General features: G+C 64.3%; 23 protein-coding genes, 1 tRNA gene and 1 pseudogene. 12 read left to right on the plus strand and 13 right to left on the minus strand.

The features are described from left to right. Positions 1-134 precede the first annotated feature (134 nt). Entirely contained in the window at positions 135-1,547 is a 1,413-nt protein-coding gene (locus XH80_RS14785) for a glycosyltransferase family 39 protein (protein ID WP_442869146.1), read from the plus strand. Between the two features lie 134 nt (positions 1,548-1,681). Here the strand turns inward: XH80_RS14785 and XH80_RS14790 are convergent, their stop codons facing one another. Together XH80_RS14790 and XH80_RS14795 are read right to left on the minus strand one after the other, a co-directional pair. Beyond that, positions 1,682-1,822, minus strand: a complete 141-nt coding sequence (locus XH80_RS14790) for a hypothetical protein (protein WP_271599193.1) — start codon at positions 1,820-1,822, stop codon at positions 1,682-1,684. Positions 1,823-1,876: 54 nt separating this feature from the next. Further along, entirely contained in the window at positions 1,877-3,127 is a 1,251-nt protein-coding gene (locus XH80_RS14795; protein WP_271599194.1) for a multidrug effflux MFS transporter, read from the minus strand. Between the two features lie 257 nt (positions 3,128-3,384). Here XH80_RS14795 and XH80_RS14800 point away from each other — a divergent pair, with 257 nt between their 5' ends. Next, positions 3,385-4,704, plus strand: a complete 1,320-nt coding sequence (locus XH80_RS14800) for a hypothetical protein (RefSeq protein ID WP_271599195.1) — start codon at positions 3,385-3,387, stop codon at positions 4,702-4,704. A gap of 404 nt (positions 4,705-5,108) precedes the next feature. On the opposite strand, the gene XH80_RS14805 is transcribed toward XH80_RS14800, so the two are convergent. Both XH80_RS14805 and XH80_RS14810 read right to left on the minus strand, forming a co-directional pair. Continuing rightward, complete coding sequence (locus XH80_RS14805) at positions 5,109-5,666, minus strand: hypothetical protein (protein WP_271599196.1); 558 nt, start codon at positions 5,664-5,666, stop codon at positions 5,109-5,111. Between the two features lie 340 nt (positions 5,667-6,006). Continuing rightward, positions 6,007-6,095, minus strand: a tRNA-Leu gene (locus tag XH80_RS14810). Positions 6,096-6,882: 787 nt separating this feature from the next. Here XH80_RS14810 and XH80_RS14815 point away from each other — a divergent pair. Further along, complete coding sequence (locus XH80_RS14815; RefSeq protein ID WP_057740940.1) at positions 6,883-7,293, plus strand: hypothetical protein; 411 nt, start codon at positions 6,883-6,885, stop codon at positions 7,291-7,293. Between the two features lie 18 nt (positions 7,294-7,311). Here the strand turns inward: XH80_RS14815 and XH80_RS14820 are convergent, their stop codons facing one another. Both XH80_RS14820 and XH80_RS14825 read right to left on the minus strand, forming a co-directional pair. Next, positions 7,312-8,514, minus strand: coding sequence for an FAD-dependent monooxygenase (locus XH80_RS14820; protein WP_271599197.1), 1,203 nt, complete (start codon positions 8,512-8,514; stop codon positions 7,312-7,314). A 19-nt stretch (positions 8,515-8,533) separates the two neighbouring features. Beyond that, positions 8,534-8,779 (minus strand): zinc-finger domain-containing protein, encoded by a 246-nt coding sequence (locus XH80_RS14825; RefSeq protein WP_007602543.1) that lies wholly within the window; start codon positions 8,777-8,779, stop codon positions 8,534-8,536. 308 nt (positions 8,780-9,087) lie between these two features. Here XH80_RS14825 and XH80_RS14830 point away from each other — a divergent pair, with 308 nt between their 5' ends. Beyond that, positions 9,088-10,224: a hypothetical protein gene (locus tag XH80_RS14830; protein ID WP_271599198.1), complete on the plus strand. Its 1,137-nt coding sequence runs from the start codon at positions 9,088-9,090 to the stop codon at positions 10,222-10,224. Positions 10,225-10,259: 35 nt separating this feature from the next. After that, the gene (locus XH80_RS14835; protein ID WP_271599199.1) at positions 10,260-11,015 is read left to right on the plus strand and encodes an alpha/beta fold hydrolase; all 756 of its coding nucleotides are present in this window, start codon (positions 10,260-10,262) and stop codon (positions 11,013-11,015) included. Here the strand turns inward: XH80_RS14835 and XH80_RS14840 are convergent. Then, on the minus strand, positions 11,001-12,389 hold the full coding sequence (locus XH80_RS14840; RefSeq protein WP_271599200.1) for a hypothetical protein: 1,389 nt from the start codon (positions 12,387-12,389) through the stop codon (positions 11,001-11,003). The genes XH80_RS14835 and XH80_RS14840 overlap by 15 nt on opposite strands. Before the next feature lie 274 nt (positions 12,390-12,663). Here XH80_RS14840 and cysE point away from each other — a divergent pair, with 274 nt between their 5' ends. Together cysE and XH80_RS14850 are read left to right on the plus strand one after the other, a co-directional pair. Next, positions 12,664-13,488: a serine O-acetyltransferase gene (cysE, locus tag XH80_RS14845; RefSeq protein WP_057740949.1), complete on the plus strand. Its 825-nt coding sequence runs from the start codon at positions 12,664-12,666 to the stop codon at positions 13,486-13,488. Between the two features lie 125 nt (positions 13,489-13,613). After that, entirely contained in the window at positions 13,614-13,832 is a 219-nt protein-coding gene (locus tag XH80_RS14850) for a DUF3126 family protein (protein WP_007602550.1), read from the plus strand. Between the two features lie 143 nt (positions 13,833-13,975). On the opposite strand, the gene XH80_RS14855 is transcribed toward XH80_RS14850, so the two are convergent. From XH80_RS14855 to XH80_RS14870, 4 genes and pseudogenes are all read right to left on the minus strand, one after another. Continuing rightward, positions 13,976-14,425, minus strand: a complete 450-nt coding sequence (locus XH80_RS14855; protein WP_271599201.1) for a PaaI family thioesterase — start codon at positions 14,423-14,425, stop codon at positions 13,976-13,978. A 42-nt stretch (positions 14,426-14,467) separates the two neighbouring features. Beyond that, positions 14,468-16,321 carry a caspase family protein gene (locus tag XH80_RS14860; RefSeq protein ID WP_271599337.1) on the minus strand — a complete coding sequence of 618 codons (1,854 nt, stop codon included), beginning with the start codon at positions 16,319-16,321 and terminating at the stop codon, positions 14,468-14,470. Positions 16,322-16,432: 111 nt separating this feature from the next. After that, positions 16,433-18,221, minus strand: a pseudogene (locus XH80_RS14865) (caspase family protein); the annotation flags it as partial. A 153-nt stretch (positions 18,222-18,374) separates the two neighbouring features. After that, positions 18,375-19,271 (minus strand): LysR family transcriptional regulator, encoded by an 897-nt coding sequence (locus tag XH80_RS14870; protein ID WP_271599202.1) that lies wholly within the window; start codon positions 19,269-19,271, stop codon positions 18,375-18,377. Between the two features lie 277 nt (positions 19,272-19,548). On the opposite strand from XH80_RS14870, the gene XH80_RS14875 reads away from it, so the two are divergent. After that, entirely contained in the window at positions 19,549-20,283 is a 735-nt protein-coding gene (locus tag XH80_RS14875; protein ID WP_271599203.1) for an SDR family NAD(P)-dependent oxidoreductase, read from the plus strand. Positions 20,284-20,298: 15 nt separating this feature from the next. Beyond that, the gene (locus XH80_RS14880) at positions 20,299-20,892 is read left to right on the plus strand and encodes an NADPH-dependent F420 reductase (protein WP_271599204.1); all 594 of its coding nucleotides are present in this window, start codon (positions 20,299-20,301) and stop codon (positions 20,890-20,892) included. 263 nt (positions 20,893-21,155) lie between these two features. Here the strand turns inward: XH80_RS14880 and XH80_RS14885 are convergent, their stop codons facing one another. After that, positions 21,156-21,899, minus strand: coding sequence for a hypothetical protein (locus XH80_RS14885; protein WP_271599205.1), 744 nt, complete (start codon positions 21,897-21,899; stop codon positions 21,156-21,158). A 226-nt stretch (positions 21,900-22,125) separates the two neighbouring features. On the opposite strand from XH80_RS14885, the gene XH80_RS14890 reads away from it, so the two are divergent. Together XH80_RS14890 and XH80_RS14895 are read left to right on the plus strand one after the other, a co-directional pair. After that, a complete protein-coding gene (locus tag XH80_RS14890) occupies positions 22,126-22,455 on the plus strand; it encodes a DUF6949 family protein (RefSeq protein WP_057744356.1) in 330 nt (109 codons plus the stop codon). 82 nt (positions 22,456-22,537) lie between these two features. Further along, a complete protein-coding gene (locus tag XH80_RS14895; RefSeq protein ID WP_271599206.1) occupies positions 22,538-23,068 on the plus strand; it encodes a gamma carbonic anhydrase family protein in 531 nt (176 codons plus the stop codon). Between the two features lie 75 nt (positions 23,069-23,143). Here XH80_RS14895 and XH80_RS14900 read toward each other — a convergent pair whose 3' ends face one another. Next, positions 23,144-23,491: a hypothetical protein gene (locus XH80_RS14900; protein WP_271599342.1), complete on the minus strand. Its 348-nt coding sequence runs from the start codon at positions 23,489-23,491 to the stop codon at positions 23,144-23,146. On the opposite strand from XH80_RS14900, the gene XH80_RS14905 reads away from it, so the two are divergent. Continuing rightward, on the plus strand, positions 23,442-23,753 hold the full coding sequence (locus XH80_RS14905; RefSeq protein ID WP_271599207.1) for a hypothetical protein: 312 nt from the start codon (positions 23,442-23,444) through the stop codon (positions 23,751-23,753). The genes XH80_RS14900 and XH80_RS14905 overlap by 50 nt on opposite strands. Positions 23,754-23,828 lie beyond the last annotated feature (75 nt).

Below are 23,828 nucleotides of genomic sequence, written 5' to 3' on the forward strand. Positions count from 1 at the left end.
GCGGCGCAGTTTGCGGCTTCTTCATCGCGCAAGCCACTTGATCTGCCGCCGCAACGCCCGGAGCAGGCCGATTACGGGCGGCCATCGCCTATGCCGGCAGCGGCCTGCACCCTGATACGCTCGAGGCCTGGACGTTGGGGCGGAATTTCGCCTTCGTCTATCACAAGCATCCGCCCTTGATGGGATGGGTCGCAGCAAGCTGGACCTTCATCTTCCCGGTCAGCGACTTGTCGCTGCAACTGATGGCGATGGTGAATGCCGGGCTCGCGCTGTTCTTCGTCGACTGTATCGCGCGGCAATTCGTCACCGGGCACAAGCGCATCCTTGTGCTGCTGCTGTTAATGCTGACGCCGGCCTATCAATTCCACGCCCAGCGCTTCAACGCCAACGCCGTGCTGCTGGCGACATGGCCGCTGGCGACATGGTGTTTCCTGCGCGCGTTCGAAACACGGTCCGTGTTCTGGGCGGTCGCGGCCGGATGCGCCACGGCGCTCGCCATGGTCGGCAAATATTACTCGATCTTTCTGGTCGCGAGCTTTGCATTGGCTGCGCTCGCGCACCCGGCGCGTCGCGACTATCTCACCTCGGCGTCGCCCTGGATCTCGGTCGTGACAGGGGTCGCGGTGCTGTCGCCGCACGTCTACTGGCTTGCGACCACGGGGGCGTCGACTTTCGACTACGCCCTGGCCCATGCCAACGGCAATGCCCTCAGTTCGATCGATGACGTCACGAATTTCCTGCTTGGGCTGATCGCGGCCGTCAGCGTTGCGGCCGTGATCTGGGTGCTGATATCAGGCACGCGCCTGAAGCAGTTTCCGGCCGACTTCGTTGCGATGAGCCCCGGGCTTCGGCTGCTGTTCTACGTCGCCATCGGCACGATCGTTCTGCCGGTGCTGACCTCGCTCGCGATGGGCACCGATCTGCCGTCGCTCTGGGCTTTGCAGGGGCTGTTCCTGTTCATCGTGCTCGTCGTCTGCGGCGCCCGCTACCCGATTGAGCGCTTCTACACCGTCAATGTCACGGTCATCGTTGCAGGTGTTGCGTTGGTCGCCATCCTGGTCGCGGCTCCCATCCATGCCACCTATCGCAATGTCAACGGCTACGAGGAGGCGCGGAATCTCTACGCGCAAGCCGCAAGCGAGCTTACCCGGCAATGGCACGAGCTGACCGGCGAATCCCTCAAGGCCGTCAGTGGCGACGATTCACTCGCTTTCGCCACGGCCTTCTACAGTCCCGACCATCCGCACTACGCCCGGCCGTTCGAGCATCAGTCCGATTGGGGGCTGCCGCGCAAGACGACGCTTGATCGCGGCTGGGCCGCACTCTGTTTCAAGGGCCAGGATTATTGCGGTCGCTGGATGGAATGGGTGTCCTCGCGCGCCGGGACCTTCGTCAGGCGGGAATTCACGGTGCAGGCCCAGCTGTGGGGCCGGCCCGGCCTGTCTCGGGAGGTGGTCGTGTTGATGGTGCCGCCACGCGCCAACGCTGACGCGCCGTCCGAGAGTGCCGCAGAGGAGTTCGGTGCGAGCAAGCGCAGTCCGGACTAAAGCGCGATGAGATTGGGATGAATCGTCGTCGCGCTTCAGGTTATCGTTTGAGCATGATCTGCGCGCAAACGCGTTCCGCTGATGTCGCGAGGGAAAACCGCTTCGCACTTTTCCGGATCATGCTTTAAAGCCTCTCAGCAGTGGCTGTCGCGGACCTGCTCGAGCCCCTCGCTGGCGAAGGGCGGGTCGACGGCGGCTTGTTCAGCGGGCGACGCCACGGGTTCGGCATGCTGCCGGTTCGACTTGCGATGCTCGTCCTGCTGTTCCAGTTCCATTGAAGCCACCTCTCGAATTGCTGCAGGACAACATCGAGACGGCTTCGAAGTTCCTCACACGATCGGGCGATGGTGCGGCTTGAACAGCCGTCCCTTCTCCACCACAAGCACGATCGCGAGCGCGGCGAGCGTCGACAGGAAGAAGCCGGTCGAGAACGGCAGCAGCGTGCCGTCAAAGCTCTGGCCGATCGCGGTGCCGACGGCGATGCCGATCAGCGTCGTGATCGAGCCGTAGAGCGAGGAGGCCGTGCCGGCGATGTGGCCCTGCGGCTCCATCGCAAGGGCGGTGAAATTGGCAACCATCATGCCGAACGAGAACATCATCAGCGCCGACAGCGCCATGAACAAGGGCAGCGGCAGCACGCCGAGAATCTCGGTCAGCAGCATGACGCCTGATACCGCGGCATAGAGCGAGAGCGCGCCGTGCGAGATCACGCGCATGCCGAGCCGCCCGACCAGCTTGGAATTGAGAAACCCCGCGACGGCGGTGCCGGCCGCGATCGCGGCGAAGGCGAGCGGGAAGTAATGGCCGAGATGATAGATGCCGGTGAAGATCTGCTGCGCGGAAAACACGAAAGCAAACAACGCGCCCATGATGCTGCCGGCGGCCGTCGCATAGCCGATGGTCTGGCGGTTGGTGACGGTCTGGCGGAACGCCGAGAGCACGTCGGCAGGGGCGAGCGACCTGCGCTCCGTCTCGGGCAGCGTCTCCGGTAGCCGCCACACGCTCCATGCCAGCGCGATGACGCCGTAGAGCATCAGCACGACGAAGATGCCGCGCCAATGCGTCATGAGCAGCACCGCCTGTCCGAACGAGGGGGCGATCACGGGGACGGCGATGAAGATCATCATCGCAAGCGACATCACGCTCGCCATGCGGCGGCCGGCATAGCAGTCACGCACGATCGAGGTCGCGATCACGCGCGTGGCCGAAGTGCCGAGCCCCTGGAGCGCGCGGGCCAGCAGTAGCGTCTCGAAGGTGGGCGCGGCCACCGCCAGCACGCTCGCCACCGCATAAACAGCCATGCCGCCGAGCAGCACCGGCCGGCGACCGAACCGGTCCGACAGCGGGCCCATGATGAACTGGCCGGCGCCGAAGCCGATCAGGAAGGTCGACAGCACGAGCTGGAGATGGTTGGCGTTGGGAATGCGGAAGGCGGCCCCGATATTGGGCAGCGCCGGCAGCATCATGTCCATCGCGAGCGGATTCAGCGCCATGATGGACGCGATCACGATGACAAATTCGGGAAAACCCATCGGACGGTGTCCCGAGGACACCCATTCGTCGGCATTGACGTCGGACAAGCAGTTCACCTCTGATTTCGGAGGCTAAACTAAAGTCCATGCTGCGTCGCACAACCCATGTTTTGGGATGGGTGGTAGGCGGGCACAAGCTATGGCGCTTCACAAACGGTGCGCCTTGTTGGCCCTCGGGTTGGAAACCGGACATTCACCATAAGATCGGGGCGCCGCACCGAGGACATGAATCCGCAACTCATCCTGCCCATTGTGGCCGGATCGCCGCGCAAAGCGCCGAGAAGCCAGACAGACAGGTATTTGCGGTGTCCGACGTCACAGGTGCGACTCGATGGTTGGGGCCGTCGGCCGACACGGCTGCGAAGCGTGTCTGGCTTGGTTCCCTGATCGCGGTCGTCACCCTGCTGGCGCTCTACAATCTCGCCAACGACACGGCGACGGGTACGGGATACGGCTGGGACGCCCGCGTCAATTGTGCGGCCGTCGATGCGCATGTCGCGGGGCTCGATCCCTATTTCGTCAAGAACCTGAAGGGCACCTCCTACTCCTATCCCTATCTGCCGGCGACGCTGGACGCGTTTCGTCCGTTTTGCGCAGGTGGCGTTCTGGTCGATCACTACAGGGGCCTCTATCTCGTCCTCGCGGCGCTCTGCGGCTTGATTCTCCCTGGACTACGCAACTCGCGTGCCGGTCTGCGCGATGTCGGCCTTAGGGTCCTCTGCGCGCTCGGTGCATTCGTTGGTTTCGAATGGGTGCTGGCTTCCGGAAATTTTGCGGTTCTGGGCGGCTTCTTGACGGCGGTCGCGCTGGCGCTGCTGCTTCATGCGGGCGTGGGTGACAACAGGCGCTTCAAGATGCGCGCCGCCGGAGCTGCGCTGCTTGGTGTCGTCATGTCGTTCAAGCTGGTGTTCTGCCCCGTCCTGGCTGCACTTTACTTCCTGCCGCTGCGACGGACCCGGAAACTCGCTCTTCTCGCGGCGGCCGGCTTCGGCTTCGTGCTACCGATCCTGATTTCGGTGGTGTTCTATCCGGAGCTGTTCGCGAGCTGGCTGCTCGCGATCAAGGGACAGATCCCCAACCAGCATTCGGTCCATCTGGAGGAGATCAATCCATCGCTGCTTCTGGTTGCGCGGAAACTCATGGACCATATCGGGCTCGCGGACGACAGGCCGATCGAGTTCGCGATCTACGCGCTTGCCGCATGCGCGCTCGTGATCGCACCCTTTGCCCTGGTGTTGCTGCGCGCGCTCGGGATTGGAATTGCCGCCGTGAGAGCATCATTCCTGGCAGAGCTGGACCGCTGGCTGATGAATCACCCGCAAGCGGCCATGCGCGTCACAGTGCTTGCGATGTTTGCGCTCTATCTGTGCTCGCCGCGCATCAAGGAATATGCCTTCTTCGAGCTGGCGCTCTATCTTGCCGTCCTCGTCGTCGATCTTTCGACGCCGGCGCTCGCCATGGTCTTGACCGTCGCCATAGCCATCCCCGCGCTGGCATCGATTGCCGGCATTGCGTTCGAGGGCAGCTTCGCTCTGCTCGCCATCGCGCTGGTTTGCTTGTGGACCATGCTGTTCGATTTTCACGGCGTGCTGGCGCGCGACGATCGGGAAGAGTTGGTGCCATGAACAGCGGCGGTGCTACATCCATCGCCGCCACGGGGCGGCCACATGCGGCCGACGCGCCAGGCGCGAGCTGGCTGACCCGCCTCATCATGATCACGGCCATGCTGGTTGCTGCCGCCACCGCGATCTATCTCAGCATGGACGAGACCTTCGGCTGGGACGCGCGGGTGAACTGCGCCGCCGTCGATGCCTATATCGCCGGGCTTGATCCCTATTTCATCAAGAACCTCAAGGACACGAAGTATTCCTATCCCTATCTGCCCGTGACGCTGGACGCGTTTCGTCCGCTCTGTGCCGGCGGCGTCCTGGTTGCCCACTACAAGGTCATCTATGTCGTTCTTGCCATCCTGTGCGCGTTGGCGTTGCCCGGCCTTGGCGGCAGCCGCCGAAGCCTCCGCGATAGCGCGTTACGGCTCATCTTCGTGCTGGGCGGATTCGTCGGGCTGGAATGGATTCTGGCGACCGGCAATTTTGCGATTCTGAGCGGCCTGCTGACCTCTGTGGCCTTGGCTCTTCTGCTGCGTCCGGCTCGCTGCAAAGGGCAGGGGAACAAGAGCTTGCTGCTGCAATTTGCCGGGGCTGCGCTGCTCGGCCTTTTGACCTCGTTCAAGCTGGTCTACTGTCCGATCCTCGCCGCGCTCTACCTCTTGCCGCTGCGGCGTTCGCGCAAGCTGATGCTGATTGCTGTTGCGGCCGGCGCGTTCGCGCTGCCGGTTCTGATCTCGGCGGTGTTTTACGCAAACCTGTTTCCGAGCTGGCTGAGCGCGATCTCCGGCCAGATCCCGGGGCAACATTCGCCAGGTGACGACGTCAATCCGTCGCTCCTGTTCCTCGCGCTCACCCTTGCGGATCATCTCGGACTCGTCGGCAGCAAGCTGGTCGTCGCCTTGCTTTATGGCTTCGCTGCGGTGGCGCTCGTGATCGCGCCGTTCGCCCTTACGGTCTGGCGCATGGTTGCCGCGCACGGGCCGGCCGACGCAAGATCACCCCTGAAGTGGTTCGACCGCTGGCTGATTGAGCATCCCGTCGCGGCAACGCGCCTCGTCGTGCTGGCGATGTATGCGCTCTACCTCTGCGCGCCGCGGCTGAAGGAATATGCCTTCTTCGATGTCGCGCTCTACGCCGCCATTCTCGTCGTCGATCTTCCCACGGTCGGGCTTGCCGTGGTCCTGACGATCGCGGTCGGCCTCCCGGCGCTGGCGTCGATCACGGGTTATGTCTTCATAGATGGCTTTGATCAGCTGGGAATCGCGCTCGTGTGCTTCTGGATCATGCTGCAGGCGCAGCCGGCAACGCCGGAGCAGGTGGTGCGGGCAGCCGGAATCGAACCGGCACAGCGCTTGCGCGCCGAGGGATTTTAAGTCCCTTGCGTCTACCAATTCCGCCATGCCCGCATGATTGATCTATAACGATGTTTCGGCGCGGAGGGCAACCCGTTCGACGGAAAAACCCTCCGGTTAGACACAGGTTCACCCATTTGTTGTTCTTGCGGGCGCGATAGCGCACTGCTGTCGAAATTGGTCTGCCCGCGCAAGCCGACGTTGCGCGCCAGCAATCAAGCGCCAGGCAGTCGAACGCGTAGAGCTGCGCCTTGTCGTTGTGCCGGTTTGAGTGGCGAGCGTCGAAGTCCCGATAGGTAGCGCCGTCCCCTGTTTGGAGTACGGCCTGCGCGTCGAATACACGTCAACGTGATGGGGCTCGTTTACCACCGTACCAGCGGCAGGGTGGCGCTCGCCTGCAGGTTGTGGCAGAAGCCGCGCCGGAATGCGGGATTTGGAATGCAATGAAAGTGTTTGTTGTGGGCGTGGCTCTCTTCGCCCAGGTTACGTGTTTGGTGGTGATCGAGATCAGGGCTGCGAGCAAAGAGGACTGCGCACCAATCGAAATCGGGCACGTTCTAAAGACGGGGCGCTAGGGCGAGATCGGTACCGGCTGCGCCGACAATGCGCCGGGCTGTTTTCGGATGTGGCTAATTTTAAATCCCTTGCGTCCACCAATTCCGCCATGCCCGCTTGATCCAACGAGATCAAACATTTAAGCCCCGTCCAGCCGTCTGGAATTGGCGCTTCGGCCGCACAGGGGGCTTCCTTGAGCGAGCCGGCGGTACAAGGCAACGCCTCAATCCGGACATCTGGCCCTGCTTTAGGCATTCTCAATTCACGAAGGACTATTTTGCGACCCATGCCTGCTTCGCCTTTCTCTTCCTCGCGCGCGCCTTGCGCGGTTGCCGCGCTGGTCGTGGCCGGCTTCGCGCTATCAGGCTGTGCCGGCATGAGCGAGACCATCGCTCCGGCCTTCGCCGATCCCGCCAAATACGAACTGTACGACTGCAAGCAGCTCGAGGCGGAGCGCAAGTTGCTCGCCACCCGTACCGCGGATTTGCAGAGGCTGATGGACAAGGCCGAGACCGGGACTGGTGGCGCTGTCGTGTCCGAGCTGGCCTATCGCAATGACTACGTCGCGGTCCGCGGCTCGGCGCAGCTGGCCGAAGACGCCTGGCGCCGCAACCGGTGCCGGGAAACGCCGCCCAATATGACGCCGGCGACCACCGCACCTCAGCGGCCGGACATCAAGCCCGCGCCAAAGCGCTAACGTGCCGCGGCGTTCGCATCACGGACGCCAGCCGTAGATCCAGTCCTGTCGCGCCAGCATGCGCTCGGGTCCCAGCGCGCGGATCACGAGATCACGCGCGAGCGCGAAGGGACCGCCCAGATGATAGATGCGGCACTGCTGCCGCGCGGTCCGCTGCACTTTCCTGACACGGGCCTGACGCGCCTCGCCATATTGCTTCAGCGCTGCGGCGACGCTGCCCGCGTCCTCGGCGCCCTCGAGGCTCAGCTGCCGGGCGAGCACGGCCGCATCCTCGATCGCCATGCCGGCACCTTGCGCGGCAAACGGCAGCATCGCATGCACGGCATCGCCGAGCAGCGCGACCGGGCCCCGGCTCCAGGGGCATCCGTCGGGCACGCCGAACAGCGCCCATTTGCGCCAGCTGTCGACGGTGGCCAGCATCATCCGCGCCGTCGGCGGCCAGCGCGGCGCGGCGAAGGCCTCCATCAGCTCGAACGGATCGCCCGGCGTGCTCCAGCCAGGCCTGTTCCAGGTGCCCGGCAGCACCGCCACCACGTTGAGCTGGCGGCCGCCCGCGATGGGGTAAGCGACCAGATGCGCATTCGCGCCCATCCAGAGCTGCACCCGCCGCGCCGTAAAATCCTTCGGCAATTGCGTGGCATCCAGCGTGCCGCGCCAGGCGATCAGCCCGGCGAAGCGCGGCTGCACCTCGGGAAACAGATGCTGGCGCACCGTCGACCAGATGCCGTCGGCGCCGATCAGCGCGCTGGCAAGATCGCTGCGCCTGATGGTGCCGCTGCGATGCACGACCGTCAGTCCCTTGGCGTGGGGGGCGACATCCTCGAAGGTCGCGCCCAGCTTCAGATCGATATCGGGATGATCGGCGACAGCACCCGCGAGCGCCGATTGCAGGTCGGCGCGGTGCACCACCCAATAGGGGGCCCCGGCGCGCGCTGATGCCGCTTCGCCGAGTGGCATCCGCAACAGCTCGCCGCCGGCGCGCGCGCTCATGATCGAGACCGCTTCCGGAACCACGGCGCGCAGCTTGAGCCGGTCGGCGAGACCAAGCTCGACCAGCACGCGGCTGGCATTGGGGGAGAGCTGCAGGCCCGCACCGACCTCCTCGAGCCGCTCGGCCTTTTCCAGCACGACGATGCGAAACCCGCGCTCAGCGAGCGCAAGCGCAGCCGTCAATCCTCCGATCCCGGCACCAGCAATGACGATCGTTCGCGGGAGGGCCACCCCTGACCGAAGGAAGCGGTCAGGCCACCTTGTCCTTCAAGACGCATTCGGGCGGGCGGGCTTCGCCCGCCTTCAGGTCGGCGGCGAAGCGGTACAGCGTCGAGCAATACGGGCAGATGATCTCGTTGTCGTTGCCGAGGTCCAGGAACACGTGCGGGTGATCGAACGGAGGGTTGGCGCCGACGCACATGAACTCTTGCGAGCCGATCTCGATGACGGGGACACCGGCATCGTTATGGAAGTGCGGGACGACATGGTCGGACATCGTAGTTCATCCTGGAGTGGCAATGGCGGCAGACACAATCAGCAGTGACGCGGCATATTATTGACGCCGCGGACCATACTGATGGGTGCAAGTGATTGCTAGCCCGACGGAACCGAAAGGTTCGCAATTGCCCCATGCTCATTTGCTCATGCAAATTCGACACAATCTTGTCGCTTCAGAGAAGCCCTTCTTTCGTCGGGGACGTTGTGTCGCAATTTGGGCATACTATCTCTCTCGGACACGCGAAATTGCGACGAAAGACGAACCGTCAGGCGCAAAATGATTCTGCCAATGTCCCGGCTTTCAGCATGAAGTGGCTGCGAATCAGCTCCGCATTGGCAGGAATTGCTGCATGCAGCCTTGTGCTCGCGCAGGTAGCACCGCATGCACAGCAGGCCGGCGCCATTCTCGCCGCACAGGATGATCCCGCGGCGCTGTCCGAGCTCAAGCTCGATGAGGCCCTCGCGCATAACGATCGCCTGGTTCAGGACAATATCGAGGCTGCGCTGAGGGCTGGTGATGCCGATCTCGCCGATAGCTTTGTCGCGCTCGCGCGTGATCGCAACATCGCGCTGCCCGACGATGTGCTCAGCAGGGTCAGCGACGCGGTCAAGATCGAGAATTCCACCTCGCATTTCGCCAAGCGCTTCGCCACCGGTCTCGTCACCGGCAATGCCGATGATGTCGCGAGCCTGTCAGGGACGGTCGCGGGCGATCTTTTCGTGATCGGCGATATCAGGGACGTCGTGCGCGAGGGCAAGCATCTTGCGATGGGTGAGGATACCGATCGCCTGGTGCTCGGGCTTGCCACCGCAGGTCTTGCGGTCACCGCCGTGACCTACGTGTCCGCCGGCGGCGCCGCGCCCGTTCGTGCCGGGCTGACGCTGGTGAAGGATGCCCGCAAGGTCGGGCGGCTCGGCGAGGGTCTCGCCGCATGGGCCGGCCGGTCCGCGCGCGAAATGGTCGACGCACCGATGCTGCAGAACGCGGTCGTCAAGGGTTCGGTGTTCCGCCCGGGTGAGACCGTGAGCGCAATCAAGGCCGCATTCCGCGTCGAGAAGGCCGGTGCGCTGGTCCGGCTCGGCAAGGACGTCACGCGCGTCGCCGAGAAATCAGGGACGCGCGGCGCCATGGAGAGCTTGCGCATTGCCGAGGGGCCCAAGGACGTCGCGCGCGCGGCGCGGCTGGCGGAAGCGCAGGGCGGCAAGACGCGCGCGATCATGAAGGTGCTGGGGCGCGGTGCATTGCTGCTCGTCGGCGGCGCGTTCGATCTGACGCTGTGGCTGTTCGGTGCGGCGCTGACGCTGTTCGGCCTAATATCCTCGATCAAGGCGACCACGGAGCGCCTGACGCAGGCCTGGTGCGATCGCAGACGGGCCCGGCGGCTTCGCCGGGCGCAGATTGCAGCTGAGGCTGCTCTGGCCAGCGCGGTCCCGACCGCCTAAGATCGAACTTCCCCTGCAACATTGTGGACCTGCTGATGCCGAGCTTTCACAACGGCGCCGTTGAAATTGCCTATCTCGACGAAGGCGAGGGCGATCCGATCATCCTGGTGCACGGTTTTGCCTCCAGCAAGAACGTGAATTGGGTCTATCCGACCTGGGTCTCGGAACTGCGCAAGAACGGCCGCCGCGTCATTGCGCTGGACAATCGCGGCCATGGCGAGAGCGCCAAGCTCTACGATCCCGCGCAATATTCGATTCCCACCATGGCCGGCGACGTGCTGGCGCTGATGGATCATCTCGCCATCCCGCAGGCCGACATCATGGGCTATTCGATGGGCGGGCGGATGACGGCCTGGCTCGGCCTCAATGAGCCGCAGCGCCTGCGCTCGGCGATCCTCGGCGGCATCGGCATCGGCGGCCTGATCGAGGGCACAGGTCCTGGCGAGAACGTCGCCAAGGCGCTGGAGGCGCCCTCGCTCGACGACGTCAGCGATCCCGTCGGCCGCACCTTTCGTGCGTTTGCGGACCAGACCCGCTCCGACCGCGTGGCGCTGGCCGCCTGCCTGCGTGGCACGCGCGATCTCATGACCCGCGACGAGGCCGCACGCATCGATGTGCCCGTGCTGATCGCGGTCGGCTCGACCGATGACGTCGCGGGAAGCGCCAGCGCGTTAGGTGCGATCATCCCGGGATCGGAGGTGCTTGATATTCCCGGCCGCGATCACATGCGTGCGGTCGGCGACAAGGTCTACAAATCGGGCGTGCTGGATTTCCTGTCACGCCGAGGGTGACGTCTCCTCGTCGCCGAATGCGCGAAACAGCGCCATCAGCACCACGAAGGTCGCAAGCCAGACCATGCGGGCGCCGTAGCGATCGTGCGGCCCTGAGATCACGCCGCAGATGAAGGCGTTGCCGAGCAGGGCCAGCGTCACGGTCGCCGCCAGCAGCGTCAGGTCGTCGAGCCGGCGATAAGCGAGCGCGTGTCCCAGCAGCGCGAGCAGCCCCAGCATCGAGACCAGCGCGACGGGCACGTGCAGCCGGTTGATGGTGTCGAAATCGAGCTCCCAGTTCTGCTGGCGCGCCGCCCGCATCGGCGCGACCTGCGCCGGGATATAGCGCTCGATGATGCCGTAGGTGTGCGGGATCCACACACTGGCGCCTTCGCCGGTCGCCACATGCAGCAATTGCCGGCCCATCGCCCGCAGCGCGGCGCCTAGCTGCCAGGCCGGATAGTCGGCGAGCGATCGCTCGACGATGGTGCCCATCTCGTCGCCCAGCCCGTCGAAGCGGCCGAGCGTGTTGAACATGCTCTTGCCCCACAGGAATTCGTCGGCCGTCGCCGGCAATTCGTTGCGATAGGGACAGAGCTTGAAGTGTTCGCGCGGGCAATGGTCGTTGAGGAAGCGCGCAACGATGCCGTCCTGCATCATGCGGCCGAAGGCGACGCCGGTGCCGCCGGGCGTCCAGGCCCATTTGCCTGATAGCGCGTGGTTGGCCGCGATCAGCATCAGGCTGCCCGCGACGATGGTCAGGCTCGCCTGGGCAAGACCTGACATCGGCAGACGGGGCCCAAGAGACGGCCCAAGAGACGGCCCAAGCAACGGCCGCACCATCCAGCCGATGGCGCAGAGCCCCAGCAGCACGCCGAGTGTGGCGCTATGGGTTGCGGCCGCAAAAGCGGTGAAGACGAACAGCGCGGTCTTCTCGAACCCCGAGATGCGACTGCCGCCGACGATCAGCAGAAACAGCGACAGCACCGACAGCCCCGCAAAGATGTCGGTGAGCAGCATGCTGGCGAGCCAGGGCAGCGCCGTCGATACGATCAGCAGCAGGCTGATGGCGACGAAACGGGCCGTCTGCATCATCGAGAGGACGCGCAACGTCAGTTGCAACAGCCACAGCGTCGCCAGCGACTGGATCGCAAGGTTGATCCAGAATCCGAAGCTCTCGCCGTAGTGCAGATAGAGGCCGAACACGGTCGAGCGGCTGGGGACGAGATAGCCCTCGTACCAGCGCGCCAGATAGCCGCCGGTATCCCATTGCAACAGCGGATAGCCGTTCCAGAACGCCGGCGCGATCATGAGCAGGGGCAGAGCCAGCGCCGCCAGCCGCAGCCAAAGCGTCCCCGCGGCCCGCGCGCGCGATTGTTCGGTGATGATGCTCAAAACGGCTCCCGGTCATCAGGACCATGCCCGCGATGAGGGTCGGGACGAAATTCACCAATAGTTTGACGCCACCCGGCTTGAATTTGGCGAGACTCTGACCATTTCAAGCCGACCTTGCCGCCTGGGGGCACCAGAAGAATCTGTTGTGTTTCAATGCGTTGGCGTGCTTCCACGAAGCAAGGCGCAGTTCACTCTCAGGCAAGCCCGTCAGGACTTTGTCGCCTACACTGTGCTATAAGGCCAACACCGAAGAGCAGATCCCAAAGAGAAAATCATGGCAGTGCATCAGGTCAATCCGGGAGGAAAGCTCGCTTCGCTCGATCCAATCTGGGACCGGATCCGTGGCGAGGCAGAGGACATCGTCCACCGCGAGCCCGAGCTTGCGACCTTCATCTACTCGACCGTGCTGCATCACAGCCGCCTCGAGGATTCCGTGATCCACCGTCTCGCCGACCGGCTCGATCATTCGGCGCTGTCGGGCGACCTGGTGCGCCAGACCTATGACGAGGCCCTGCGCGAGGACCCTGATTTGGGCAACGCCTTCCGCGCCGATCTCGTCGCCGTCTACGACCGCGATCCCGCGACCTCGCGCTTCATCGATCCCTTGCTCTACTTCAAGGGCTTTCATGCGATCCAGACCCATCGCCTGGCGCACTGGCTCTATCTGAAGGGCCGCAAGGACTTTGCATATTATCTGCAGAGCCGCGCCTCCGCGGTGTTCCAGACCGACATCAATCCAGCCGCGCGCATCGGCCGCGGCATCTTCCTCGACCATGCCACCGGCTTCGTCTGCGGCGAGACGGCTGTGATCGAGGACGACGTCTCGATCCTGCACGGCGTCACACTCGGCGGCACCGGCAAGGAGAACGAGGACCGTCACCCGAAGATTCGTCATGGCGTGCTGATCGGCGCCGGCGCAAAAATCCTCGGCAATATCGAGATCGGCCATTGCGCGCGCATTGCGGCAGGTTCCGTCGTGGTGAAGCCCGTGCCGCACAACGTCACGGTCGCCGGCGTGCCGGCCAAGATCGTCGGCGAGGCCGGCTGCGCCGAGCCGTCGCGTACCATGGACCAGATGATCAACGCGATGGGACTTTAAGCCTGCGTTTCCTAAGGGTCGGATTCGCCGGCCCTTTCGTCCCCAAATTCTTTGGCAATTCATGCTGGCGGTTCGCCGCGTCTCGTCCTAAAACGCGGCCGACCAATTTCGATCGGAGACTTGCCGTGGACGTCAAAGAAGTCAGAAAGCTGGACGCGTATCTGAAGCGCGTATTCGGCAATCCCAAGATCCGCGTCGTGCCGCGGCCGAAGAAGGACGATTCCGCCGAGGTCTATATCGGCGAAGAGTTTATCGGCGTCCTCTTCGTCGACGACGAGGACGATGATCGCTCGTTCCAGTTCCAGATGGCGATCCTCGAGGACGATCTGGTCGACCAGGAATAACGACGCACTCTCCGTCATTGCGAGGAGCTCTTGCGACGAAGCAATCCAAGCTCTTTCCGCGGAGACAGTCTGGATTGCTTCGCTTCGCTCGCTCGCAATGACGGATGATAGGCCTGAAGTCGTGGACTCTGCGGCCTCATAGCCTATTTCCTTGCCAGAATCCGCAGCCGCGCCGTGGCGTCGGCAACCGTGACGCCCTCGGCATCAAGGAGCTCGGCTTGCACGACCATGTCGCGCTCCGTCTGTTCCGTCACCCGTGCCCGTGCCGTGATGGCTCCCACCGCTGCTGGTTTCAGGAAGCGCGTATCCAGACTCCTGGTGACCACGGTCAGGTCAGGCGAGAGCTTTGCAAGAGCGCAAACTCCGGTCGCGGAGTCCAGCATCGCCGCCAGGAATCCGCCCTGAATGGTGCCGTGCCTGTTGGTGAACGCGACCTGCGCCTGAAAGCGGATCAACGCTTGCCCGGCGTCGTCGAAGCCGAGCCATTCGCGCCGGAGTAGCTGGGCGCCCGGTGGCAGATTTGCGGTCGCATCGCTCACATCCATCCCCGCAGCGTTTTCCTCAGAGGGGAATTCGCAGTGTTCTCCCAGCAATAGGATTCATGTACCGGCTTCCTTCTCGCCTGTCCCTCGTTCTCAGTTGCAGACTTCGACGTTGAGCGTCTGAGCGCCGCCTCCTCCGACGATACGATTATATTCGAGCCGACAGCCCGGCCCAACCGGCCGGCAGCCCGCACGGCTGCAAATCATCTGCCCCGTCGCTTGCGGCTTCGCGGGCGCGGTCTCAGTCTTCTTTCTCTGATCGTCTCGCGGCTTGGCATCCTCGCGGGTGGCAACCGGCTTCTTGTCCTGCACCTTCTCGCATTCATTGTCGTCGTTAACGCGATAGCCGGCGCGGCAGGTGATCTTCACGCAAGCATCGCCATCGGCCTTGAAGCCGTGCTCGCACACCAGCGGACAGACCCGGCCCGGTTTGGCCTTGATGGCATCGAGGGCGTCTAAACTTGCGAGCTTGGCGTCGAACTTCGTTCCCGCATATTTGTTGAACAGCGTCAGCGAACGCTGCGACGACGCATTCCAGTCGCCATCGGCCGCGGCCGCCAGGCAGCCGACCCGACGCAACTCGGACTGGACCAGTTTTGCGGTCTCTTGCGGCGAGAGAGAGGAGGGCGTTTGGGTTGGGGCCACGGCTGCGACCTTCTGCTCGCCGTCGCGCTGCACCTTCTCCGCCGCCTGTTTGGCCGCCAGCTCAGCGGCCGCCTTGTCGTTGGCAATCTTGTCGGCAAGCGCCTTCTCGGCGGCCTGCTTGTCGGCCAGCGCCTTGGCCACGGCGGCCTCGGCATCCTTCCTGCGCTGCTCGGCTGCGGCCGCCTTGGCTTCCTCGATCTGCTTGGTCTTCTCCGCTGCTGCCTTGGCATTCTCTGCGGCTTTGGCGGTGGCCGCCGCCTTCTCCTGCTCGACCTTGTCGGCGCGCTCAGCCGCAAGGCGCGCCTTTTCGTCTTCCGCCTGGCGCGCTTTCGCCGCTGCGGCTGCGCGGGCCTCTTCGGCAGCAACGTTCTTCAGTTGGGCACGCGCAAGGCCGGCATAGAAGCCGTCGGGATAGGCCTGCAAAAATGCTTCCCATGCGTCGCGGTTTCCGGCCTGCAGCGCCAGCTCGTAGTCCCGGCGGATGCTGTCCTGAGGGTTGGCTTGCGGGCCCTGGGGCGCAGTGACCACAGGCTTCGCCGGAACGAGCGACACGTCATCGCCGCCCAGCGAACCATAGACAAAGGGTTCCTGCTTGTTGCCGGTAGACTTGAGTACGTCGTCGCGCACAAACCGGAAGGCCTTGCCCAGATCAAGGCCCGGCGTCGGGAGGCGTTCGACCAGCGCGGTGGCAAACGGGCTGTTCTTCGCATCACCGTCCGACGCGGTCGAGCCCGCCTTCGCCGCGAACGCGATCATGGTGTTCGGGCTCGTCGGCTCGACCTTGGCGAGGCCGCGGCCGATCGCGCGCGAGGCGACCGTCCGCTTCATGGTCTTGGCGAAAGGATTGTCGCGGCAGGCATCCAGGATGACGAGGCGCAGTTGCTTGGCCGGCTCGATGGCAAACAGCACCCGGTCGAGCGGGAAGGCCTCGTCGAGGACGTCGGTATCGGTCTCCAAGGCGGCATCGGTCGGGATCAGGTAGTTCGTGCCATCGAGCTCGATGCCGTGACCGGCATAATAGACCACCGCGACGTCGGCCTCGCGGGCCTTGCCGCCGAATTCGCGCAGCGCCTTGCGCATGTCGACCACGTTCAGGTCGAGCTTGACGTCGATCGTATCGAAGCCGGCCTTCTTGAACATGCCGCCGACCAGAGCGGCATCATTCGCAGGATTCGCGAGCCTCGCCACGTTCTTGTAGGCCGAGTTGCCCATGACGAGCGCGACGCGCTTCTCGGCGTGCGCCGAGCCGCACCCGAGCCAGGCAGAGAGGACGAGCAAACCAAGAAACCGAAGCGCGCCCATTGCAGCCCTCGTTCTCAATTGCAAACTTCGACGCTGGAACCGGCAGCGCCGCCTGCATTGTTGGAGCCCCGAGCGAGGACCGCAGGCCCACCTAGGACTTCGAGGTGACAGCCGGACCGGCCTGCAGCCACCCTGGCCACAGTAGATCTGCCCGGTTGCCTGCGGCTTAGCGGGTGTGGCCTCGCTCTTTTTTCTCTCATCGTCCCGCGGCTTGGCATCCTCGCGCGTTGCCACGGGCTTCTTATCCGGCACCTTCTCGCACTCGTTATCGTTATTGACGCGATAGCCGGCACGGCAGCTGATCTTCACGCAAGCATCGCCATCGGCCTTGAAGCCGTGATCGCACACCAGCGGGCAGACCCGGTTCCGGCTTGGCCTTGATGGCGTCGAGCGCCTCGAAGCTCGCGAGCTTGGCATCGAACTTCGTCCCGGCATATTTGTTGAACAGCGTCAGCGAGCGCTGCGACGACGCATTCCAGTCGCCATCGGCCGCGGCCGCCAGGCAGCCGACCCGACGCAGCTCGGACTGAACCAGTTTGCTGGTTTCTTGCGGCGAGAGAGAGGAGGGCGTTTGGCTTGGAGCAACGGCTGCGACCTTCTGCTCGCCGTCGCGCTGCGCCTTCTCCGCCGCCTGTTTTGCGGCTAGCTCGGCGGCCGCCTTGTCGTTCGCGATCTTGTCGGCGAGCGCCTTCTCGGCGGCCTGCTTGTCGGCCAGCGCCTTGGCAACGGCAGCCTCGGCATCCTTCCGGCGCTGCTCGGCCGCGAGCGCCTTGGCTTCCTCAGCCTGCTTGGCCTTTTCAGCGGCAATTCGGGCATTCTCCGCGGCTTTGGCGGTGGCCGCCGCCTTCTCCTGCTCGACCTTGTCGGCGCGCTCAGCCGCAAGGCGCGCCTTTTCGTCTTCCGCCTGGCGCGCTTTCGCCGCTGCGGCTGCGCGCGCCTCCTCGGCCGCGACGTTCTTCAATTGGGCACGCGCGAGGCCGGCGTAGAAGCCGTCGGGATAGGCCTGCAAAAATGCTTCCCACGCGTCACGGTTTCCGGCCTGCAGCGCCAGCTCATAGTCCCGGCGAACGCTGTCTTGGGGATTAGCTTGCGGGCCCTGGGGCGCAGTGACCACAGGCTTCGCCGGAACGAGCGACACGTCATCGCCGCCCAGCGAACCATAGACAAAGGGCTCCTGCTTGTTGCCGGTGGCCTTGAGCACGTCGTCGCGCACGAATCGAAAGGCCTTGCCCAGATCGAGCCCCGGCGTCGGGAGGCGGTCGACCAGAGCGGTGGCAAACGGGCTGTTCCTGGTATCGCCGTCCGAAGCGGTCGAGCCTGCCTTCGCCGCGAAGGCGATCATGGTGTTCGGGCTGGTCGGCTCGACCTTGGCGAGGCCGCGGCCGATCGCGCGCGAGGCCACCGTCCGCTTCATGGTCTTGGCGAAGGGATTGTCGCGGCAGGCGTCCAGGATGACGAGGCGCAGCTGCTTGGCCGGCTCCACGGCGAACAGCGCGCGGTCGAGCGCAACGGTCTCGTCGAGCACGTCCCCGTCGGTCTCCAGCACGGCGTCAGTGGGGATCAGGTAGTTGGTGCCGTCGAGCTCAATGCCGTGTCCGGCATAGTAGATGACCGCAACCCCAGCATCGCGCGTCCGGCCCGCGAACTCCCGCAGCGCCCTGCGCATGTCGGCAGCATTGAGGTCGAGTTTGACATCGACATTGTCGAAGCCGGCGGACTTGAACATGCCACCGACCAGGGTGGCATCGTTCACCGGATTGGTGAGCCGCGGGGCGCTCTTGTAGGCGGAATTGCCGATCACCAGCGCGACGCGCTTCTCGGCGGCCAGCGCAGAGCCGGCTCCGAGCAAGGTCGCAAGCCAAGTCGCAACGATCAACAAACCAAACAGCCGAAGCCGCATTCCAGCCCCCGAATGCATCTGCGCCAGATTATCCGAAGAATGGCCAAATGCAATTTGCGGTCTGTGACATCAGTCACATTTCCTCCAGCCGGGTCATTCAAGTCGATCTTCCACAGTGCCATTGAGCGCGATCATCTCGTCACGCTGCTCGCATCAATCGTGCGACACGGACAGTCCCGCAAGAAGCGGACCGTGCGCGGCGAGCCTGCGGGATACGAACTCAGTGAAGAGCCGGACGCGCTTCGTCTTGCGCGTATCGCCCTGGGTGAGAAGCCAGAGCGTTCCGTACGCGTGCAGGTCGGTGCCCGGCACCCTCACCAGGAGCGGGTCGGCATCACCGACGAAGCACGGCAGTGTCGTCATTCCGATCCCTTGCCGTACTGCAACGATCTGTGCCTCCGCGTCCGTGATCCTGAATGGAACTCCCGTGGTGCGAACCTCACCCTCGCTGGCCCAATCCGGAATTCCATGCTTGCTGATGACGATCCACCTGACAGGATCAGGCGCGCCGTCACGCCACGCGGCCAGTCGGTCCCTGGACATGTAGACGCCGCCGAACACCTCCGGCCCCTTGAGGGCGTGAAGATTGAGCGGCAGAGTCTTGCGGTCGTAAACGACGCGGATCGCGACGTCGGCCTCTCGGTTGGTCAGATTTGCCAGTTCGCCGGACGACAGGATGTCCATCTCGATATCAGGGTGGAGACGCGCGAAGTCGGCGAAATCAGGCATGAGCAGGTGTGACACGAGGGGCGGTGCCAGCGTCACCCGCAGACGTCCGCGCACGCTCTGGTCGCGTCCCAGGACGCGGGCCTCCAGCAGGCGGGACGAGGCCTCCATCTGCTCCGCGAATTCGAGAACCTCTTCGCCCGCAGCCGTCAGGCGGTAACCCGAAGGCAGCTTTTCGAACATGTGCACCCCGAGCCGTTCATCGAGCTGGGTGATATGTCGCAGCACTGTCGAGTGGTTCACGCCGAGCCGCTCGGCGGCAGCCCGCACCGAGCCTCCGCGCGCGACGGCAAGAAAGTAGCGAACGTCATCCCAGTCGATCATGACGAAATCCGGCACCGCCCGGTGCCCCTTCCAGAGCTCGTGTCCAACACGTCGGACGTCCTCTCGACCGTGGGTAGCACGAGCGGTGACAATAGCCCATGCCCGCGAGCACGGCTCAATTCCAGGCGGTGGACGCTGATCGTCGCGGCCGACTCATTGGTCCGGCCGGATCGATTTCGCACAACCGATGTGCGCGCTTCTGCACTCAACGCCCGACGATTGCAGGCCCATGTCGAGGTTCTCGGGGGCGGATGCCGTCCCGATCAATGGAGAAGTTATGCGAAAGCTTGAAGGTAAGGTTGCAGTCATCACGGGTGGATCGAGCGGCATGGCGCTGGCGAGCGCCAAGCGGTTCGTTGAAGAAGGCGCCTATGTTTTCATCACGGGCCGCAGGCAGGAAGCGCTCGACGAGGCCGTCAGGCTGATTGGCCGGAACGTAACCGCCGTGCGCGGCGACGCCGCCAGTCTCGACGACCTCGACCGTCTGTTCGACACGGTCAGGCGGGACAAGGGCAAGATCGACGTCCTGTACGCGAGCGCCGGCACGGGCGAAGCCGTCCCACTGGGCGAGATCACCGAGCAGCACTTCGATGCGACCTTCGGCCTGAATACGCGCGGCACGCTGTTCACGGTGCAAAAGGCGTTGCCGCTGTTCAGCGATGGCGGATCGATCTTCATGACTGGATCGGTCGCTTCGGTGAAGGGTTTTCCCGGTTACAGCGTGTATGCGGCGAGCAAGGCGGCGTTGCACGCATTCGCACGCGGGTGGCTCAACGAGCTGAAGGGCAGGAATATCCGCGTGAACGTGCTGCATCCGGGGCCGATCGCCACACCGATGCAGGACCAGGTTCTCACTGAGGAAGCGAAGCGGATGTTCGAATCCCTGATCCCGCGAGGAAAAATGGGGCGTCCCGAGGAAATCGCGGCGGCCGCGCTGTTCCTGGCGTCAGACGATTCGAGCTTCGTGAATGGGCTGGAACTGTCTGTCGATGGCGGCTTCTCGGCCATCTGAAATCGGAGACATATCATGAGCTATGCGATTGTAGGATTCGGCAAGATAGGCCAGGCCCTTGCCCGAACCTTCGCCCGTAAGAACATCGAGGTGACCGTCGCGAGCCGCCGGCCACCCGAGGCGTTGGCGCCGCAGGCCCGGGCGATTGGACCGGAGGTCGTCGCCAAGTCGCTGCGGGAGGCACTCGAGGCCGACACGATCTTCCTGGCGATGCCGTTCGGAGAGCATCGTGAGGTTGCGAGAGCTCTGCCGAGCTGGAAAGGCAAGACGATCATCGACGCCACCAATGCGTTTGGAGACGAGCCGGACAGTTTCCCGTCCTCCGCAATCGTCGCGAAGGTGTTCACTGGCGCCAGGCTTGTGAAAGGCTTCAATCACCTGATTGCGGCCAAGCTGGCTGCCGATCCGGTCGTCGAGGGCGGGCATCGCGTCGTCTTTCTGTCTGGTGACGACGAGGACGCGATCGCTGCCGTGGCGGCCTTGGCCAAACAACTGGGGTTCGCACCCGTCAAGCTGGGAAAGCTCAACGAGGGCGGCGCACTGGTGCACGCACGCGGCCGCACTTGGGGCCCGCTCATCTTCCAGGACCTGTTCAAGAAGGAGCAGTAGTTTGACGTACGACGGGGGCTTGGCTTGAAAGCCGAATGACGGCGCAGCGGCTTGACCATGGCGTCGCCGACAGGCCCAGGAGCATCCTGGGACTGTCGGCGACTGCAGCAACCAGTCACGGCAGGATGACATCATGCCGCTGTTTTGCCCGACGGGTCAAGTCTGGATTCTAAAAAAGAGAAATATCGAAAACACGAAATCATTCCGGGCACCTGGCTACTGTGCATGGGGTTGTTTTCGATTTCTTGCTACGGCGGCCGCGCTCAGCCCTTCGGCCCCCGCAGCTGCGCCGTCAGCTTGTCCATCGCGCCGGCCACGTCGCGCCATTGCGACAGCCAGCTGCGCGGAAAGCGGAAGGTGAGGTCGGCGCCGTCGACACGGCGCTCGGACAGGCACATGCCGGGCGTGGCTGCATCGCGCATGCAGCGCGCGGTGAGCGCGGGTGAGCTGGCGGAATAAAGGTCCTCACCGCCATAGGGCGTGTCGCCGCGGAAGGCGCGCATCGTCAATCCGTCGTCCGGTGCTGTTGCAGCCTGGTCGAGATAGCGCGGATAGATCGTCGTCGTCCGCTGCTCGGGCGAGAGCGCGTCGTGATGCGCCGCGATCGAGAGGAAGATGCGGTCGATCGGCTGCATCGTCGTGTCGACGGTGTCGGCGGTGACATGCGTCGGCCCGCTCGGTGCCTCCAGCGAGGGATAGAGGAAGTCGAGATCGATGCGCTCCTGCGGTCCGGAGTGCCGCTGGATCTTCATCCGGATCGCGGAGACCGGCAGGTTGAACAGCGTGCCGCCGACGCTGACGGGCAGCTTGTCCGGCGCGTCAGTGCCGCCCGTGCTCCAGGTCGGCCACAACAGATAGGCCACCAGCCCGATCGCGCTCGCGGCGAACACACCGGTGAGCGCGAGCGGGACGAGATGGGTCCGGGCACGCGCCTTGGCACTCATCTTGGCGCTCATCTTGGCATTCGTCCTGGAAGAGCGAGGGGAGGTTGCCGAAAACACCGTCATGAGGTCGCGCACATGGATCCGGGGTCGGTCGGCCGATGGCCGACGAATCACCGGCGAATATGCCACGTGGCGGCGATTTCGCGGAAGGTTCCGGGCTGCCAGGAGCGGCGGGGGCTCTGCGCAGGCCGGGCGGCGTCGTTAACCTTCGCTTAAGGATAATGTAGCGTTAACCGGCACTATTTGTCACAGGAAGGCTCCTCGCGTTGCGTATGGGCGGACTGTTCCGATGACACCTGAAGCTCTCAACACCTTCTTCTCGATCTGCATCGGCTTTGCGCTCGCGGGCGCGCTCGCCAATGGTTACCAGGCGCTGTCGCAGCGCCCCGCAGGTTTCGGATTGCTGCAGGAGGGCGTGGCGCCGAAGACGTTTGCGGCCGTGCCGTTCCTGGTGTTCGCCGCGCCCTTCATCATCATGCGCAATACGCTGCGCGGCATGCGGCTCGAAAGCCGCCGCTTCGAGTTCGTGATGATGGCGACCGTCATCGCCTGCTTCTGGAGCATGATGAGCGGCACCTTCTTCCTGATGACGCTGCGCGCGACCGGCGTCATTGGCTGACGCCTTGCAGGGCTGCGCGGCCGGCCTTTGCCTCCGCGGCGTCGTTTCGCTATGGCTTGGGTCGACGTGACAGGAGACCTCCATGGCGATCTACGAGCTCGACGGGCAGGCGCCCGATCTTCCCTCCGACGGCAACTACTTCATCGCGGAAACCGCGACCGTGATCGGCAAGGTGCGCCTGAAGCCGGGCGCGAGCGTCTGGTTCGGCGCGGTGTTGCGCGGCGACAATGAGTGGATCGAGATCGGCGAGGGCGCCAATGTGCAGGACGGCTCGACCTGCCACACCGATCTCGGCTTTCCGCTTGTCATCGGCAGGAACTGCACCGTCGGGCACAACGTCATTCTGCACGGCTGCACCGTCGAGGAGGGCGCGCTGATCGGCATGGGCTCGATCGTCATGAACGGCGCCAGGATCGGCCGCAACAGCATCGTCGGCGCCGGCTCCGTCATCACCGAGGGCAAGGAGTTCCCCGAACGCTCGCTGATCATCGGCTCGCCGGCGCGCGTCATCCGCACGCTCGACGATGCCCAGGTGCAGAAGATGGGCAGCGCCGCAATGTTCTATGTCGCCAACGGCCCGCGCTTCCAGAAGGGGCTGAAGCGGATCGGCTGATCCGCGCTCCGGATCGCCTATGAGATCGACCCGAACGACGGCCGCGCCGCCGCTTAGCGGCCGTCCGGAGGAGCGTCAGTTTCCCTCGGATTCCCGCGCTTCGATTGTGCCGGCGACCTTCTCATGCCCGGCCGCCCACAAGGCGTGCTCGTCACTGCCGTCGGTGTAAGGGTTGGCTTCGGCCGGAATGTTTTCGCGCGCCGCGCGCTCGCCTTCCGCAAAGGGATCGCGATCCGTCATAATGATTTTGCCTCTCACAGTCTCGCGCGGCGCCGCCTTGGTCGCTGCGCGGTCGAGTTTCAAGCTGATGTGACGGGATTTGTTCCGGAACCTGTTTTTGCTGCAACCGTTGATCGGGCAGGGAGATTTTCCAATGGCCCAGCCGTCCGCAAGAGCTTCGATCAAGATGTTGGTCGTCGTCATCATCGGCCTCGCCGCAATGCCCGCTGTCTCGTTCGCACAGACCACCGGCGGTGCGACCGGATCGACCGGCGGTGTCGCCAATGCGCCGGCGCCGCCGCCCGGCACCAACAGTCTGGGTACGGCGCAATCCTCCGGCGCGAACACCGCGCCGGGTGTCACCACCGGCGCAGCCTCGGGCACGAACCCCGACGCCGATGCCACGGTAAGCGCCGAGAACCGGCTGCTCGACAAGAAGATGAAGAGCATCTGCCGCGGCTGCTGACGCTCGCGCGGAAGTGAGCCGGTCCTCCTGTCATCGACGATCAAGTGACATTAGCTTGCTCCTGTTTTGCAGGTG

Source organism: Bradyrhizobium sp. CCBAU 45384, assembly GCF_028128665.1.
GTDB lineage: Bacteria > Pseudomonadota > Alphaproteobacteria > Rhizobiales > Xanthobacteraceae > Bradyrhizobium > Bradyrhizobium manausense.

Excerpts from the sequence above, each read along its gene's own strand:
- XH80_RS14790 (WP_271599193.1), bottom strand. The coding sequence starts at position 1,822 with ATGGAACTGGAACAGCAGGACGAGCATCGCAAGTCGAACCGGCAGCAT.
- XH80_RS14815 (WP_057740940.1), top strand. The coding sequence starts at position 6,883 with ATGCCTGCTTCGCCTTTCTCTTCCTCGCGCGCGCCTTGCGCGGTTGCC.
- XH80_RS14825 (WP_007602543.1), bottom strand. The coding sequence starts at position 8,779 with ATGTCCGACCATGTCGTCCCGCACTTCCATAACGATGCCGGTGTCCCC.
- XH80_RS14830 (WP_271599198.1), top strand. The coding sequence starts at position 9,088 with ATGAAGTGGCTGCGAATCAGCTCCGCATTGGCAGGAATTGCTGCATGC.
- XH80_RS14835 (WP_271599199.1), top strand. The coding sequence starts at position 10,260 with ATGCCGAGCTTTCACAACGGCGCCGTTGAAATTGCCTATCTCGACGAA.
- cysE (WP_057740949.1), top strand. The coding sequence starts at position 12,664 with ATGGCAGTGCATCAGGTCAATCCGGGAGGAAAGCTCGCTTCGCTCGAT.
- XH80_RS14860 (WP_271599337.1), bottom strand. The coding sequence starts at position 16,321 with ATGGGCGCGCTTCGGTTTCTTGGTTTGCTCGTCCTCTCTGCCTGGCTC.
- XH80_RS14870 (WP_271599202.1), bottom strand. The coding sequence starts at position 19,271 with ATGATCGACTGGGATGACGTTCGCTACTTTCTTGCCGTCGCGCGCGGA.
- XH80_RS14875 (WP_271599203.1), top strand. The coding sequence starts at position 19,549 with ATGCGAAAGCTTGAAGGTAAGGTTGCAGTCATCACGGGTGGATCGAGC.
- XH80_RS14880 (WP_271599204.1), top strand. The coding sequence starts at position 20,299 with ATGAGCTATGCGATTGTAGGATTCGGCAAGATAGGCCAGGCCCTTGCC.
- XH80_RS14885 (WP_271599205.1), bottom strand. The coding sequence starts at position 21,899 with ATGACGGTGTTTTCGGCAACCTCCCCTCGCTCTTCCAGGACGAATGCC.
- XH80_RS14890 (WP_057744356.1), top strand. The coding sequence starts at position 22,126 with ATGACACCTGAAGCTCTCAACACCTTCTTCTCGATCTGCATCGGCTTT.
- XH80_RS14895 (WP_271599206.1), top strand. The coding sequence starts at position 22,538 with ATGGCGATCTACGAGCTCGACGGGCAGGCGCCCGATCTTCCCTCCGAC.
- XH80_RS14905 (WP_271599207.1), top strand. The coding sequence starts at position 23,442 with ATGGCCCAGCCGTCCGCAAGAGCTTCGATCAAGATGTTGGTCGTCGTC.
- XH80_RS14900 (WP_271599342.1), bottom strand. The coding sequence starts at position 23,491 with ATGACGACGACCAACATCTTGATCGAAGCTCTTGCGGACGGCTGGGCC.